The sequence below is a fragment of the Bradyrhizobium ferriligni genome (genome assembly GCF_056837965.1).
The window spans coordinates 1-14,593 of record NZ_JBXEJO010000123.1; the positions used below are offsets into that span (position 1 = coordinate 1).

The following is a 14,593-nucleotide window of genomic DNA, read 5'->3' on the forward strand; positions in this document are numbered from 1 at the left end:
GCACGGCGGTTACCATCGTGGCGGCGGCTTCTGGCCGGGCGCGGTGGCTGGTGCGGTCGTCGGCGGCGCCCTCGCCTCGGGCGCGTATTACGGCTCCGGCTATGGCTACGGCCCCGGCTATTATGACGACAGCTACGGCTATTACGATGAACCGTCTGTTGCCGTGGAGGTGCCGAGTGGCGGCGGCGCCAGCTACTGCGCGCAGCGCTACAGGTCCTACGATCCTGCCTCGGGCACCTATCTCGGCTATGACGGCCGGCGGCACCCCTGCCCGTAATGAAGGCCTGAATTCCTAGTTGCAAAGGGCGGCGCCAGCGCCGCCCTTTTTCTTGTGCGCAAGTCGTCTCATGTACGCAGAGCGACCGCGACGGCCGCGAAGGTCACCACGAGCGCTGCGATATCGCTCGCGCTGAGCGGCTCGCGCAGCATCGCAGCCGCCGCAAGCACGCCGACGACGGGGACCAGCAGCGTGCCGATCGACGCGGTCGCCGCTGGCAATCGCTCGAGCGCCGCAAACCAGCAGACATAGCAAAGGCAGAACTGGATCAGCGTCATGTAGATCATCGACGCCCAGCCGAACTGCGACAGCGCGGCGAGCTGCGGCTGCTCGATCATGATGCCGATGATCGCGATCGGCACGCAGCCGATCGCAAGCTGCCAGGCCGCGAGCGACAGCGGCGGCATCGCGAGCTTGAACGATTTGGTCAGCACCGTGCCAAGCCCGACGCAGACCGCGCCGGCGAGCGCGAACAGAATCCCCGGCAGCTTGCCAAGGCTTGCGTCGATGCCGCCGCCGCCGATCAGCGCCGCGATCCCGGCGAGCGCCACCGCAAGCGCAAGCGCACGCGGCAGCGACACGCGCTCGCCGAGCACCGGCCAGGCCACCAGCGCGACCCACACCGGAATCGTTATCCCGAGCACGGCCGCCTCGCTGGCCCGCAGCCAGATCAGCGCGAGGCCCATGGACGCGACCCAGCCGCCGATCGACAGCGTCGACACCAAAGCAAGCCGCAACCACATGCCGTCGGGCACGCGCAGCGTCTGTCCCCGCACCAGCGCGACCAGGCCGAGCGCAACCGCGCCGACCACGCCGCACAGCCCGCGCGACGACAGCGGCGGCCACTCCGTGAGCAGGAACTTCATGATGGGGAAGTTGAGTCCCCAGCCGGTCGAGGCGACCACCAGGAATGCGAGGCCGAGCGGTGACAGCGGGGCGCGGCCGGCGATGGGAACTGCGGTCATGGACCTGTCGTAAAGGGGATGGACAAATACAGGTGATGTGTCACGGCTAGCTGGAAATCCGCTTGTCAGCAAACAGCATATGCATTCTATGATACAGACTTTCCGTCTAGGTTCCGCCTTAATCGACGAACAGGCCAAGCGAGTCGCCGGCACGCGAGGCCGTTAGAAAGAGGATGCATCGTGCCGAGCGTTCTCGTGGTTGATGACGACCCGATGGTGTGCGTTGCCATCGAGGTGTGTTTGCAACGCCAGGGCTTCGAGGTCACCGTCGCCGATGGCGGTGAAGCCGGCATGCGCGCGCTGGAGCAGGCCACCTTCGACGTTATGCTGGTCGACGTCTTCATGCCGCATATGCGCGGGTTCGAGGCGATCCGCGTCTTCCACGAGCGTGCGCCCGACATTCCCGTCATCGCGATGTCTGGCTATGCCTTCGCCAATGCCGACCGCGCGCCGGACTTCCTGCGGATGACGATCGAGCTCGGCGCCTCCGCCTGCCTGCGCAAGCCGTTCACGCCGCAGGCGCTGATTGCCGCCGTTAACGAATGTCTTGCGAAGTATGCACCTTCCGCTCGTCTTTCGAAATAATTGCTCGTACTAATCGTCGATGGCTTCCCAGCGTCTCATCCTCGGCAGCGGCCTTGCGATCCTCCTCGTCATCAGCGCGGCGTCGATCGGGTTGGACGTCAAGTCGCGCAACGAGATTGATTCGGCAGATCGCACGCTCGGGATCCTCAAGCGGATTTCCGACACCCGGCCGTTGCCGCGGGGTGTCGAAAGCGCGGCGCGCGCATTCGCGTTGACAGGCGACGCCTCCTTCGCCGACGAATTCCGTGAGCAGAGCGCCGCCCTCACCTCGGCTTTCGACAGCCTGATGGCGGCGGTCAAGACGGCGCCCGAGGAGGCGCAGCTGCTCGCGGGCGCCAAGACCCAGGTCGACCGCGGCATTGCGCTCGGCGCCGAGCTGATCAGATTGCGCAGCGCGGGCGACACGGCCGGCGCCGCGGCGCTGATGTCCGCGGGCGAGAGCCGCGCGCTGATGGACAAGGTCGGCGCGGCGCTCGAGCGGCTCGTCACCGAAGAGCGCCGCGTGCTCGGGCTTCGCACAGGACAGTCGAAGACCTACGGACGCCTGCTGCTGGCGATCGACCTCGCCGGCGTCGCGATGATCCTGCTGCTCGCGATCGCGCTGACGCTGGCGGCCCGGCGCGCCAGCCGCGAACTGCAGGGCGCGCTCAGCGCGACCAAGGCGACCAATCTGTCGCTCGAGGGCAAGGTGGCCGAACGCACCAAGGATCTCGGCGCCGCGCTCGAGGAGCTCCGCCGTTCCACCTCGGTGATGGAAACCACGTTCCGCACCATGGCGGAGGCGGTGCTGGTGATCGACGGCGCCGGCACCGTGCTGCTGTCGAACCCGGCCGCCGAGAAGATGCTGCGCTACAAGCCGGGCATGACGGTCCGGCAGCTGCGCGCCATGAGCAACGTGTTCCAGTCCGACGGCGTCACGCCGATGCAGGCCGACGACATGCCGTCGGCCAAGGCGCTGCGCGGCGAGGAATTCGACGGGCTGGAATTCGTCGCCAAGCCGGTGCGCGGCGCGCCGGAGATTCACCTCGTGGTGTCGGGCCGGCCGCTGCGCGATGGCGACGACGCCATCACCGGCGCCGCGCTGATCTATCACGACATCACCGCCTCGCGCGAAACCGAGCACAAGCTGCAGCAGGCGCAGAAGCTCGACGCCATCGGCAAGCTGACCGGCGGCGTCGCGCACGACTTCAACAACATGCTGACGGTCATCACCGGCACCACCGAGACGCTGGTCGACAGCCTGCGCGCCCAGCCGCAGCTCGCGAAAACCGCCGAGCTGATCGACCGCGCCGCCGAGCGCTGCCGCGAGCTGATCCAGCATCTGCTCGCCTTCGCGCGCCGCCAGCCGCTCGAGCCGCGCACCGTCGATATCAACGGCACCGTGGTCGACATCTCCAAACTGCTGCGGCCGACGCTCGGCGAGCAGATCGAGATCAATTCGGTGCTGGCGTCCGATGTCGCCAGCGTTCATATCGATCCGTCGCAGCTTGCCAACTCGCTGCTCAACATGGCGATCAACGCCCGCGACGCGATGCCGAACGGCGGCAAGCTGCTGTTCGAGACCAGCAACATCGTGCTCGACGACGCCTACGCCGCGATCAATCCCGACATCACGCCGGGCCGCTACGTGCTGCTCGCGGTCAGCGACACCGGCACCGGCATGTCGCATGCGGTGCAGGACAAGGTGTTCGAGCCGTTCTTCACCACCAAGGAGGTCGGCAAGGGCTCCGGCCTCGGCATGAGCATGGTCTACGGATTCGTCAAGCAGTCCGGTGGCCACATCAAGATCTACAGCGAGGAAGGCCACGGCACCACGATCAAGCTCTATCTGCCGCCCGCCCGCGGCCAGGTCGAGGTGGAGGCGCCTCCGCCGGAGCCGGTGCGGCGCGGCAGCGAAATCATCCTGGTGGTGGAAGACGACCAGCTGGTGCGCAACTACGTCGTCACGCAACTGACGAACCTCGGCTACAAGACCATCGCCGTGCCCGACGCCCGCGCCGCGCTGGCGCAGGTCGACAAGGGCGAGAAGTTCGACCTCTTGTTCACCGACGTGATCATGCCCGGCGGCATGAACGGCCGCCAGCTTGCCGACGAGGTGCAAAAACGCCGCCCCGGCATCAAGGTGCTCTACACCTCAGGCTACACCGAGAACGCGATCGTGCATCACGGCCGCCTCGATGAGGGCGTGCTGCTGCTGGCCAAGCCCTACCGCAAGGCGCAGCTCGCCAGCATGCTGCAGCAGGCGCTCGGCGAGTGAGGTGAGCTACCTCGTCGCCAGCGCGACGCCGGCGAGTGTGAACAGCAGCGCGACGATCTGGCTTGGCCCCAGCGGCTCGTGCAGCGCGATTGCGGAGGCCACCACGCCGATCACAGGCACCGCCATGGTGCCGATCGCCGCCACCGAGGCCGGCAGGCGCGCAAGCGCGGCAAACCACGCGACATAGGCGACGCAGAACTGGATCAGCGTCGAATAGACCAAGAGCCACCAGCCGACGGTCGTGATGCGATCGACATGCGTGGTCTCGATCAGGAGGCCGACGATCGCAATCGGCACGCAGCCGAGGCCGATCTGCCAGGCCGCGGCCGGGATCGGCGGCATCACCAGCGGGTACTTCTTCGCCAGCACGGTGCCGAGCGCAAAGCCGAAGGCGCCGCCGAGCGCCATGATGATTCCCGGCAGCTTCTCCTTGCTCGCGCTGATCCCGCTGCCGCCCATGATCGCGGCGAGCCCCGCGAACGCCATCACCAGCGCGATGGTCCGCAGCAGCGTCGGCCGCTCGCCGAGCACCGGCCAGGCCAGCAGCGAAGCCCATACCGGCATCGTGTAAGCGATCAGCGCGGCCTCGCTCGCTGGCAGCCAGAGCAGCGCCAGCCCCATCAGCACCATCCAGCCGGTGACGTTGAGCGCCGCATACAGCACGAGCCGCGGCCACAGCCGTTTCTCGACATGCAGACTCTGGGCGCGGATCAGCGCCAGCACCGCCAGCAGCACGGCGCCGATTACCCCGGTGGTGCCGCGCAAGGTCAGCGGCGGGAGCTCGCTGAGCAGGAACTTGGTGGACGGCCAGTTGAACCCCCAGCCCACCGAGGTGATGGCGAGGAACATCAGGCCGGCGGGCGCAAGGCGCGGCCGCGCGGAAGGCTTCTGAACTGTCATGGAACCCGGCGGGGATGTGAGTCGGCCTCACCTTGCCCGCGATTTTGTCGCCCGACCATCACGGCTCTGACATGCCTGATCCGTAGTTTGCCCGTAGGCCTACGTGAGTCCCCAAAATTCAATCCGGGACCGCGAATAAAAACTTCGCCTGTGAACAGCGGGGCGAAGCTCCGATCCACAGGCGATAGGAATATTTTTGGCTTGGGAATCCCTGAGGACTCACCGATAGTTGGCTCGATCACAGGCGCGGCACCGACCCCTGTTATCCCCCTCTTTCCACCATATTTAGTGTTTGATTCAGAAACTCGTACTAGTCCTTGACGGGCGTGACGGACATGGCCTAGCTTTCAACCTGTTCGGCGCGAGTGTGTTTGGGTCCCCGCCGGTCGCTCCCACAAGGGTTCCAAAATGACCACTCCGCCAGGCCTTCGGGCCGCGGGTGAAGGGTTTCTCTGCCCTGATTTTGGGCCGCTATTGGGACGACAGAACGGGCCGCGAAGGACCCGGAAACAGAGGCCGTAACCGGCCCGCGAAGAAGCGTACGCGTGACGTGTCGCGTGAAGCGTTTTGGGGCGTTGAATGCATGACCCGGAGCACCCGACCAGTCGGGCGCCGCGCCGGGACGATGCCGCCGCAGGGCCGGTCATACCGGTGCCCAGCGGATGAGAGAAAACAGGCCGGATCCACCGGCTGAGCTGCGGACGACGGGAGGCGTGCTGACGCGTGTTCCCTTAAGTCCGCGAACAGACAACATTCCGGCACCTGCGGACAAACGTGGGGCCGGGCAGAAGAAGAGACGGGGCTCGACCATGCGAATCGAACGACGCAACACCACCAGCGGACAATCTCCCTATGCCGGGATCAATTTCCGCCTGACCACATCAGAGATCCGCAATCCGGACGGCTCGGTCGTGTTCCGCGCCGAGAACGTCGAGGTTCCGGAGTTCTGGTCGCAGGTCGCCTCCGACGTGCTGGCGCAGAAGTATTTCCGTAAAGCGGGCGTTGCCGCGCGTCTGAAGAAGGTCGAGGAAGAGACCGTGCCGTCGTGGCTGTGGCGTTCGGTGCCCGACACCGAGGCGCTTGGCCTTCTGCCCGAGAACGAGCGCATCGTCGGCGAGACCTCGGCCAAGCAGGTGTTCGATCGCCTCGCCGGCTGCTGGACCTATTGGGGCTGGAAGGGCGGCTACTTCTCCACCGAAGAAGACGCCCTCGCCTTCTTCGACGAGCTGCGCTTCCAGCTGGCAAAACAGATGGTCGCGCCGAACTCGCCGCAGTGGTTCAACACCGGTCTCCATTGGGCCTATGGCGTCGATGGCCCCGGCCAGGGCCACTATTACGTCGACTGGAAGACCGGCAAGCTGACCAAGTCGAAGTCGGCCTATGAGCATCCGCAGCCGCATGCCTGCTTCATCCAGGGCGTCGGCGACGACCTCGTCAACGAGGGCGGCATCATGGACCTCTGGGTGCGCGAGGCGCGCCTGTTCAAATATGGCTCCGGCACCGGCTCCAACTTCTCGAGCCTGCGCGGCGAAGGCGAAAAGCTGTCCGGCGGCGGCCGCTCAAGCGGCCTGATGAGCTTCCTCAAGATCGGCGACCGCGCCGCCGGCGCGATCAAGTCGGGCGGCACCACGCGCCGCGCCGCCAAGATGGTCGTGGTCGACGCCGATCACCCCGATATCGAGACCTATATCGACTGGAAGGTGAAGGAGGAGCAGAAGGTCGCAGCCCTCGTCACCGGCTCCAAGATCAACCAGAAGCACCTCAAGGCCGTGATGAAGGCCTGCGTGAACTGCGAAGGCAGCGGCGACGACTGCTTCGATCCGGAGAAGAACCCGGCGCTCCGCCGCGAGATCAAGCTCGCCCGCCGCAACCTCGTGCCGGACAACTACATCAAGCGCGTCATCCAGTTCGCCAGGCAGGGCTACAAAGATATCTCGTTCGACACCTACGACACCGATTGGGATTCCGAGGCCTACCTCACCGTCTCCGGCCAGAACTCCAACAACTCGGTGTCGCTGAAGGACGATTTTCTGCGCGCGGTGGAAACCGACGGTGACTGGAATCTGGTCGGCCGCACCACCAAGAAAGTCACAAAGACGCTGAAGGCCCGCGACCTCTGGGAGAAGATCGGCTACGCCGCCTGGGCGAGCGCCGATCCCGGCCTGCACTTCAATACCACGATGAACGACTGGCACACCTGCAAGGCGTCCGGCGACATCCGCGCGTCCAATCCGTGCTCGGAATACATGTTCCTGGACGACACGGCGTGCAACCTGGCCTCGGCCAACCTGCTGACGTTCTACAGCACGACCACCAAGCGGTTCGACATCGAGTCCTACGAGCACCTCTGCCGGCTCTGGACCATCGTGCTCGAAATCTCCGTCATGATGGCCCAGTTCCCGTCGAAGGCGATCGCCGAACTGTCCTACGAATTCCGCACGCTCGGTCTCGGTTTTGCAAACATCGGCGGCCTGCTCATGACCATGGGCCTGCCTTATGACAGCAAGGAAGGCCGGTCGCTGTGCGGCGCGCTGACCGCTGTGATGACCGGCATCTCCTACAAGACCTCGGCCGAGATGGCGGCCGAGCTCGGCACCTTCCCGGGCTACAAGAAGAACGCCGCGCACATGCTGCGCGTGATCCGCAATCACCGCCGCGCCGCCCACGGCAACGCCACCGGCTACGAGGCGCTCTCGGTCAACCCGGTGCCGCTCGATCACGCTTCCTGCCCGCAGGAGGACATCGTCACCCATGCCAGGCTGGCGTGGGACGACGCGCTGGCGCTCGGCGAGGTCAACGGCTATCGCAACGCCCAGACCACGGTGGTGGCGCCGACCGGCACCATCGGCCTGGTGATGGATTGCGACACCACCGGCATCGAGCCCGACTTCGCGCTGGTGAAGTTCAAGAAGCTCGCCGGCGGCGGCTACTTCAAGATCATCAACCAGGCGGTGCCGCAGGCCTTGCGCGCGCTCGGCTATCGCGAGAGCGAGATCGCGGAGATCGAGGCCTACGCCGTCGGCCACGGCTCGCTGTCGAATGCGCCGGGCATCAACGCCTCCACCCTCAAGACAAAAGGCTTCACCGATGAAGCCATTGCCAAGGTGGAGAAGGCGCTGCCGACCGCGTTCGACATCAAGTTCGCCTTCAACAAGTGGACCTTCGGCGAAGACTTCATCCGCGACCAGCTCGGCATCGGCGCGGAAGCCATTGCTGCGCCGGGCTTCGACCTGCTCTCGGCGGTCGGCTTCACCAAGCGCGAGATCGAGGCCGCCAACGTGCACATCTGCGGCGCGATGACGGTCGAAGGCGCCCCGCATCTGAAGGCCGAGCACTATCCCGTGTTCGACTGCGCCAACCCCTGCGGCAAGATCGGCAAACGCTACCTCTCGGTCGAAAGCCACATCAGGATGATGGCGGCCTCGCAGCCGTTCATCTCGGGCGCGATCTCCAAGACCATCAACATGCCGAACGACGCCACGGTGGAGGACTGCAAGTCCGCCTACCTGCTGTCGTGGAAGCTGGCGCTGAAGGCCAACGCGCTGTACCGCGACGGCTCGAAGCTGTCGCAGCCGCTGAACTCACAGCTCATCTCCGACGATGAGGACGAGGACGATGCGGTGGAAGCGCTCTACGAGAAGCCGATGGCGGCGCGTGCCGCCCAGGTCTCGGAGAAGATCGTCGAGAAGCTGGTCGAGCGCATCGTCGTGATGCGCGAGCGCGAGAAGATGCCCGATCGCCGCAAGGGCTACACCCAGAAGGCGGTGGTCGGCGGCCACAAGGTCTACCTGCGCACCGGCGAATATGACGACGGAAGGCTCGGCGAGATCTTCATCGACATGCACAAGGAAGGCGCGGCGCTGCGCTCCTTCATCAACAATTTTGCGATCGCAGTGTCCCTGGGTCTGCAATACGGCGTGCCGCTGGAGGAATATGTCGACGCCTTCACCTTCACCCGCTTCGAGCCCGCGGGTCCGGTGCAGGGCAACGACTCCATCAAGTACGCGACCTCGATCCTCGACTATGTGTTCCGCGAGCTCGCGGTGAGCTACATGGCGCGCTTCGACCTCGCCCATGTCGATCCGAACGAGAGCGGCTTCGACGCGCTCGGCAAGGGCGTCGAGGAAGGCAAGGAGCCGGATGAGGCTCCCGCCCAGCACCAGGCCACCAAGTACCTGTCGAAGGGCCTGACCCGCTCGCGCACCGACAACCTCGTCGTCATGCGCGGCGGCTCGGCCGCGGTCAGCCAGGGCGCCGACAACGCACCCGCCGGCAACCGCGTCACCGCACTCGCCTCCCACGGCGCAACCTCGCGCGGCGCCTCCGACACCGTCGAAGGCGCGGTCGCCCTGAAGCAGGAAGTCAGCCACGACCTCTCGCCGACCGAGAAGCTCGAGGCCCTGAACTGGAGCAAGCCCGGCACCGCCGCAGCCGCGGCCCCGTCCAAGGCCGAACGTCGCGCCGAAGCCAAGGCCAAGGGCTATGAGGGCGAGATGTGCTCGGAGTGCGGTAATTTTACCCTCGTGCGGAACGGGACGTGCATGAAGTGCGATACGTGCGGGTCCACGACGGGGTGCTCGTGAGGCGGCGATCATGGGAATATAATGCCGTTCAACTCGCGACTTTCCGGCCAAACTGCTTAACTCTCAATACTTGATCTAAGTGCACTCCATAACCTAACGTTGTGGGGTGCATTTTTTTGGGGGGAAATATGCAACGTCCATTTGAAGACAGCAGCCTCTGGCGATCCGCCTTCGGTCCTCGCTCAAAAGACAGGCATGCCGACCAGCGGAAATCTCTCGAGATGGGCTACCGGCAGTTTCGCGAAGCTGTCCTACCGTTGTTGCGGCAGACAGCAATCGACCTTCCGGCACTGACGATCCACGACGAAACTCACGTTGATCAATTGTGGGATGTGGCTTCCGAACTTTGTGGCTCCGATTATCCGTTGAATCCTCTTGAGGCCTTTGTCCTTGGCGGTTCGTTCTTGTTGCACGATTCAGCTCTTTCCGTAGTCGCGTATGAGGATTCAATCCAAGGCTTAATGCGGACCGACGAATGGCGAGACTCAATTGTCAGGCTTTGGAGAACCCAAGGAATCGAGCAACCGAGCGAGCAGCAAAGGATGTCTCCTCCGGCCGATATTAAGAACGCCGCGATCTTTGATGTCCTTCGCCGGAAGCACGCCCAAGAAGCAACCATTTTAATGGATAGGTCATGGAAGCATCCGACGACAGGACGCCCGATTGTGTTGCTCGAAAATTCTGCATTGCAGGATGACTATGGGAAGTTGATCGGTCAGATCGCCGCAAGCCATCACTGGCCGATAAAGGTCGTCGAAGATCACCTCTCAACAGTTGTCCCCGCTTCAGCCACTTGGCCACGCGAGTGGCAAATAGATGCCCTCAAGCTCGCCTGCATTTTGCGGTGTGCAGACGCATCCGCCATTGATGAACGGCGAGCACCTAGCCGGCTGTTTGCGTTGCGACCACCAACCGACATTTCTCAAAGACATTGGCGGTTCCAGAACAACCTGTATCCGCCGAGACTGGAGCACGAAACTCTTGTTTTTGTTTCAAAGGCTCCCTTTGAACCGAAATTCATGGATGATTGGTGGCTGTGCTTCGACGCAGCAGGGATAGCCGACGAAGAACTCCGCGCCAGTAATGCACTGTTAGCTGCTTACAATCGGGCTCCCTTTGCTGCCCGGCAAGTTTTTGGAGCAAAGATAGCCGAAGATTTTCAGAAAAGGGTCCAGGTCGCAGGTTGGCGTCCTGTAGAGACAAGCTTCCGGGTCTCAGACGTGCCGAGCATCATAAAGAGATTTGGAGGCACAAAGCTCTACGGCGACAGCGCCGAGGCATTGATCAGGGAGCTGATTCAAAACGGAGCGGACGCCATTCGAGCTCGACGCCGCCGCGATCCACTATTCCGCGGCAAAGGCAAATATAGTGGCGAGATCAAGGTTCGGCTCAAATACCTCGATAATGGCGATAGCATCGAACTGGTTTTTGAAGATGACGGAATCGGCATGCCGCCCGCCGTGATGACGGGACCGCTACTCGATTTTGGCACATCATTTTGGAACACTGAACTCGCGGCTTCTCTTTATCCAGGACTGCAAAGCGACCCCGAATTTTGTCCCGCCGGCAAATACGGAATCGGATTTTTCTCTGCCTTCATGTTTTCCGATCAAGTTCTAGTGGTCTCACGACCATTTCTGAACGGAAGAAACGATCTGTTTTCTCTTGCATTCAACAATGGGCTCCATGGCCGCGCACAACTTCGGCCATACGATGCACTTATTGATGGAGACATTGAAATACAGACTTCCACGATCGTAAAAACGCGCGCACCGGGCGAACGAGTATTTCAATCTCTGGAAGGCCCACCTTTCCTTGCGATCGCAGGAATCAGAACCGCGCGAAATGAGGACACCCTGTATAGGCTCATGCAACAGTTTCTTTCTCGGCTTTGCTTTGCACTTGACGTGACTGTGAAGCTTGAACTGAAGGATGGTAGCTGGGCATCAATCAATCAGCCGCACTATTTAGACTTCAGCAATGGATTGTTTCTGGAGAATTTGGACAAAACTTTTCTCGATGGCAAATCACTGTCCACGAAGATGGCAAGGTGCGTTGAGCCATTGATTAATGACGACGGAAGGACATGTGGCCGAGCGTGCGTATCGATACGCAGAACCAATCGTGGAGCGATCAAGTCGATTGATGGATTCAGCAGAACCAATGCGCTCTTTACTGAGAGAGAAGCATATGTGGGTGTGCTTGAACACGCTCCGACCGTTGCCAGCCGCGGCAATGGAGTTCTCATTGCTTCGCGCTCAACCTTAAACCGGTGGGCACAAACACAACTCGATCATCTCTTAGCCAACAGAAACGATTATACGGCCATGGAGTTTTACGTGGCCGCAGCTAATCTCTCCAATTATGAGGTCGACGTCGTTCCCTTGGTGCATTTGCTCGTTAACGACGAATTCTTATCGATGGAAGATGGTTTAGAGCTTCTGAAGGAGCACGGAGAACTTCCATTTCTCGTTAAGAATACGCCCACATACGGCTTCCCCGAACCGGACGATGAAAAGGCTCGCGTCGTGATGTGCGAAGTGGACGACGTGTGCAAGGAGATTTCTGACGAACTCGGCAACCTGACCGAACCGCATATCTTCGTTCAGTCGCTTTCAGGCATGCACGGCAACGACCGGTTCGAAGAAATATCGGACGACGCGTCAGACGCGTCGGAAAACAACTTACTGTCTTGCTTTCTTCGCTTCCTGAATGGTCGTGGCGTTCAATATTCGGTTTCGTTGAGGCAGCGAACCAAGATCGGAGAGTATTCGGGGTTCAGCACGGGCCAACTGGCGGACGGCGCGGATATCTATTCCAAAACGATCGTTGTGTCAGTGCCGAAATGAGCAATCGCATGGCGGATTGGCAAGGCCCAATCCGCCGTTTCGCTACAATGAGTATCGGCGGGTTGCGCTACGCTAACCCGCCCTACGCTTCCGAACGCGGATCGGAGAAGCCGATCTACGCCTCCGCCAACACGCCACCAGCCGAAACCTCACCCGCCCCCACCCGCCGGTTCTTCTCGTCCACGATCACCACGCGTGGCCGAAACCTGCGCGCCTCGTCGGCGTCGAAGCCGGCATAGGCGACGATGATGACCTTGTCGCCGGCCATGGCGAGGCGCGCGGCGGCGCCGTTGAGGCCGATGGTGCCGGAGCCCGCGGGCGCCTCGATCACATAGGTCGAGAAGCGCGCGCCGGTGTCGATGTTGTAGATGTCGACGCGTTCGTTGATCAGGAAGCCGGCGGCCTCGATCAGGTTGCGGTCGATCGAGATCGAGCCCTCGTAGTACAAGTTCGCTTCGGTGACGTGCGCGCGCCTTGCGCAACCGCAGCAAATGTCGCGACGGGTCATCAGCGAACGTGAAGAGGCGCCCGATGAAGCGTTGCGATAGGGAAAGTCAGGCTCGAGGCTCCAGTTGCTCGCCATTGAAAATATGGAGCATCCCCGCAAATCCGGGATGATCGGCCTCCACGACGTAACGCACTGCACCGGCGCGCGTCGTGAAAACTGAAACGATGATGCCAGGATACTCATAACCGGCACGCTTCCTGACGAGATCGCCGACTTTGAAAGACTGGGACATCATTCCTCGTAAAGTTGCGAGCGACTGCTGAATCACTGAGGTGAGCTGCCATGATAGCAGGTCCAACGGCATGTCGCTGAGCATCAAAGGTCAGCGGAGGGTCTCGACGGGTTCAGTGGGGATGGCAAACCTCAGCAAACGTAGCCCGGATGAGCCAACGGGTCGCGCGAACGCGCGCCCGATGACGGGCTCTGCGACATCCGGGACGCAAGATCAGTCCCGCATATCGCTTCGCTCATGCAGGCTACTGGCCGGCACGCTTTTCAAGAAGCAGCGTGCGGTCGGCGATATCATTCAATTCGAACGCCTGGGAGTCGAGGAACGCGACGGACCCGTTGTCGGGGTCCGCGGCGAGGCGATGGGTTTCACCCAGATGATGCTTCAGCCAGGCCCGCTGCTCGGTCTGCAATTGTGCGTGCGCCTCGCCCTTCGACCTTGCGAGAAGCGCTTGATAGGCGGTGTTGAGCCTGATGTCCCACTTCTCGATTGCGGCCTTGCCGCACGCGAGCATCTTCGTCGACACCCCTTCGGCCTTGTCCATGCACGCATCAAACTCGGTGCTTTGCTGCGCGCGCGCCGACAAAGTCCCGAGCACGAGCGCAGCTACAACAATGACTAGCCTTCGCGACAGCATGACCACGTCCAAATCACCCCACCCGGATCTCCAGACAACCATCGTCGCACAGGAGTGCCCGAAACAAAAGCCAGCAAGCGTAGCGAGGTATTGGTGTGAAGCTCGCGTAGGATGGGTAGAGCGCAGCGAAACCCATCGATTTTTTACCCGCGGCGCCAATGATGGGTTTCGCTTCGCTCTACCCATCCTACGAAGCTGCTGCCACCCAGGCAGCGAGCGTAGCCCGGATGAGCGAAGCGATATCCGGGACCGGCATCACAGGATCCCCCACCGACCCCGCATATCGCTTCGCTCATGCGGGCTACTGGCTGCAGAAGTGACGCGTCCAGCATTGACTCTTTCCTTCGTCGGTCAGATGAGCGATTTGAGGCTTACTGTGATTGTCCGCCGCTTCGCCGGAGTGCCTCACGGGCCCGCCTGGTAATGTTCGCGCCATGTCTGAAAAACCCCACAACTGCGAGCATTATGACGGCGCTTGCAATCAGCCACCGCCCAGCCAGGAACAGCGCAATGGAAAACACCCAGACTATGAAGAACAGAACCGCCCAAAGGAGACCGTACCCTATGAGGGTCATCGCGGTTGGGGCGCCTTTGCTCATCTTGGACCTCCAAGGGAAGATCGCTTTATGAGATGACCAATGTCTTAAGCAAGCGTAGCCCGGATGAGCCAACGGGTCGCGCGAACGCGCGCCCGATGACAGGCTCCGCGATATCCGGGACCAGCATCACCGGATGCACGACCGACCCCGCTGCGCCCTCACCGCCCCCGTCATCGCCCGGCTCGACCGGGCGATCCAGTACGC

Annotated in this window: 10 protein-coding genes; 5 read left to right on the top strand and 5 right to left on the bottom strand. The window is 62.4% G+C overall.

Going from position 1 to position 14,593, the window contains the following annotated elements:
- Window positions 1-277, top strand: a 277-nt coding sequence (locus AC1VNY_RS40945) for a BA14K family protein (RefSeq protein ID WP_482409442.1), incomplete at its 5' end; no start/stop codon positions are given.
- A 68-nt stretch (window positions 278-345) separates the two neighbouring features.
- Here AC1VNY_RS40945 and AC1VNY_RS40950 read toward each other — a convergent pair.
- Window positions 346-1,242: a DMT family transporter gene (locus AC1VNY_RS40950; protein ID WP_482409443.1), complete on the bottom strand. Its 897-nt coding sequence runs from the start codon at window positions 1,240-1,242 to the stop codon at window positions 346-348.
- A 180-nt stretch (window positions 1,243-1,422) separates the two neighbouring features.
- On the opposite strand from AC1VNY_RS40950, the gene AC1VNY_RS40955 reads away from it, so the two are divergent.
- Complete coding sequence (locus tag AC1VNY_RS40955) at window positions 1,423-1,827, top strand: response regulator (RefSeq protein ID WP_026192708.1); 405 nt, start codon at window positions 1,423-1,425, stop codon at window positions 1,825-1,827.
- Window positions 1,828-1,846: 19 nt separating this feature from the next.
- A complete protein-coding gene (locus AC1VNY_RS40960; protein ID WP_482409444.1) occupies window positions 1,847-4,084 on the top strand; it encodes a CHASE3 domain-containing protein in 2,238 nt (745 codons plus the stop codon).
- A gap of 6 nt (window positions 4,085-4,090) precedes the next feature.
- On the opposite strand, the gene AC1VNY_RS40965 is transcribed toward AC1VNY_RS40960, so the two are convergent.
- Complete coding sequence (locus AC1VNY_RS40965) at window positions 4,091-4,984, bottom strand: DMT family transporter (protein ID WP_482409445.1); 894 nt, start codon at window positions 4,982-4,984, stop codon at window positions 4,091-4,093.
- Between the two features lie 809 nt (window positions 4,985-5,793).
- On the opposite strand from AC1VNY_RS40965, the gene AC1VNY_RS40970 reads away from it, so the two are divergent.
- Both AC1VNY_RS40970 and AC1VNY_RS40975 read left to right on the top strand, forming a co-directional pair.
- Entirely contained in the window at window positions 5,794-9,567 is a 3,774-nt protein-coding gene (locus tag AC1VNY_RS40970; protein WP_482409446.1) for a vitamin B12-dependent ribonucleotide reductase, read from the top strand.
- Window positions 9,568-9,695: 128 nt separating this feature from the next.
- Window positions 9,696-12,416 carry an HD domain-containing protein gene (locus AC1VNY_RS40975; RefSeq protein WP_482409447.1) on the top strand — a complete coding sequence of 907 codons (2,721 nt, stop codon included), beginning with the start codon at window positions 9,696-9,698 and terminating at the stop codon, window positions 12,414-12,416.
- A gap of 115 nt (window positions 12,417-12,531) precedes the next feature.
- Here AC1VNY_RS40975 and panD read toward each other — a convergent pair whose 3' ends face one another.
- The 3 genes from panD to AC1VNY_RS40990 form a co-directional block, all read right to left on the bottom strand.
- Window positions 12,532-12,924: an aspartate 1-decarboxylase gene (gene panD, locus AC1VNY_RS40980; protein ID WP_482409448.1), complete on the bottom strand. Its 393-nt coding sequence runs from the start codon at window positions 12,922-12,924 to the stop codon at window positions 12,532-12,534.
- A gap of 46 nt (window positions 12,925-12,970) precedes the next feature.
- Window positions 12,971-13,240 (bottom strand): hypothetical protein, encoded by a 270-nt coding sequence (locus tag AC1VNY_RS40985; protein WP_482409449.1) that lies wholly within the window; start codon window positions 13,238-13,240, stop codon window positions 12,971-12,973.
- 160 nt (window positions 13,241-13,400) lie between these two features.
- The gene (locus tag AC1VNY_RS40990) at window positions 13,401-13,790 is read right to left on the bottom strand and encodes a lysozyme inhibitor LprI family protein (RefSeq protein ID WP_482409450.1); all 390 of its coding nucleotides are present in this window, start codon (window positions 13,788-13,790) and stop codon (window positions 13,401-13,403) included.
- Window positions 13,791-14,593 lie beyond the last annotated feature (803 nt).

Coding starts and splice junctions, on each gene's coding strand:
- AC1VNY_RS40965 (WP_482409445.1), bottom strand. CDS start 4,984: ATGACAGTTCAGAAGCCTTCCGCGCGGCCGCGCCTTGCGCCCGCCGGC.
- AC1VNY_RS40985 (WP_482409449.1), bottom strand. CDS start 13,240: ATGCTCAGCGACATGCCGTTGGACCTGCTATCATGGCAGCTCACCTCA.
- panD (WP_482409448.1), bottom strand. CDS start 12,924: ATGACCCGTCGCGACATTTGCTGCGGTTGCGCAAGGCGCGCGCACGTC.
- AC1VNY_RS40950 (WP_482409443.1), bottom strand. CDS start 1,242: ATGACCGCAGTTCCCATCGCCGGCCGCGCCCCGCTGTCACCGCTCGGC.
- AC1VNY_RS40970 (WP_482409446.1), top strand. CDS start 5,794: ATGCGAATCGAACGACGCAACACCACCAGCGGACAATCTCCCTATGCC.
- AC1VNY_RS40960 (WP_482409444.1), top strand. CDS start 1,847: ATGGCTTCCCAGCGTCTCATCCTCGGCAGCGGCCTTGCGATCCTCCTC.
- AC1VNY_RS40975 (WP_482409447.1), top strand. CDS start 9,696: ATGCAACGTCCATTTGAAGACAGCAGCCTCTGGCGATCCGCCTTCGGT.
- AC1VNY_RS40990 (WP_482409450.1), bottom strand. CDS start 13,790: ATGCTGTCGCGAAGGCTAGTCATTGTTGTAGCTGCGCTCGTGCTCGGG.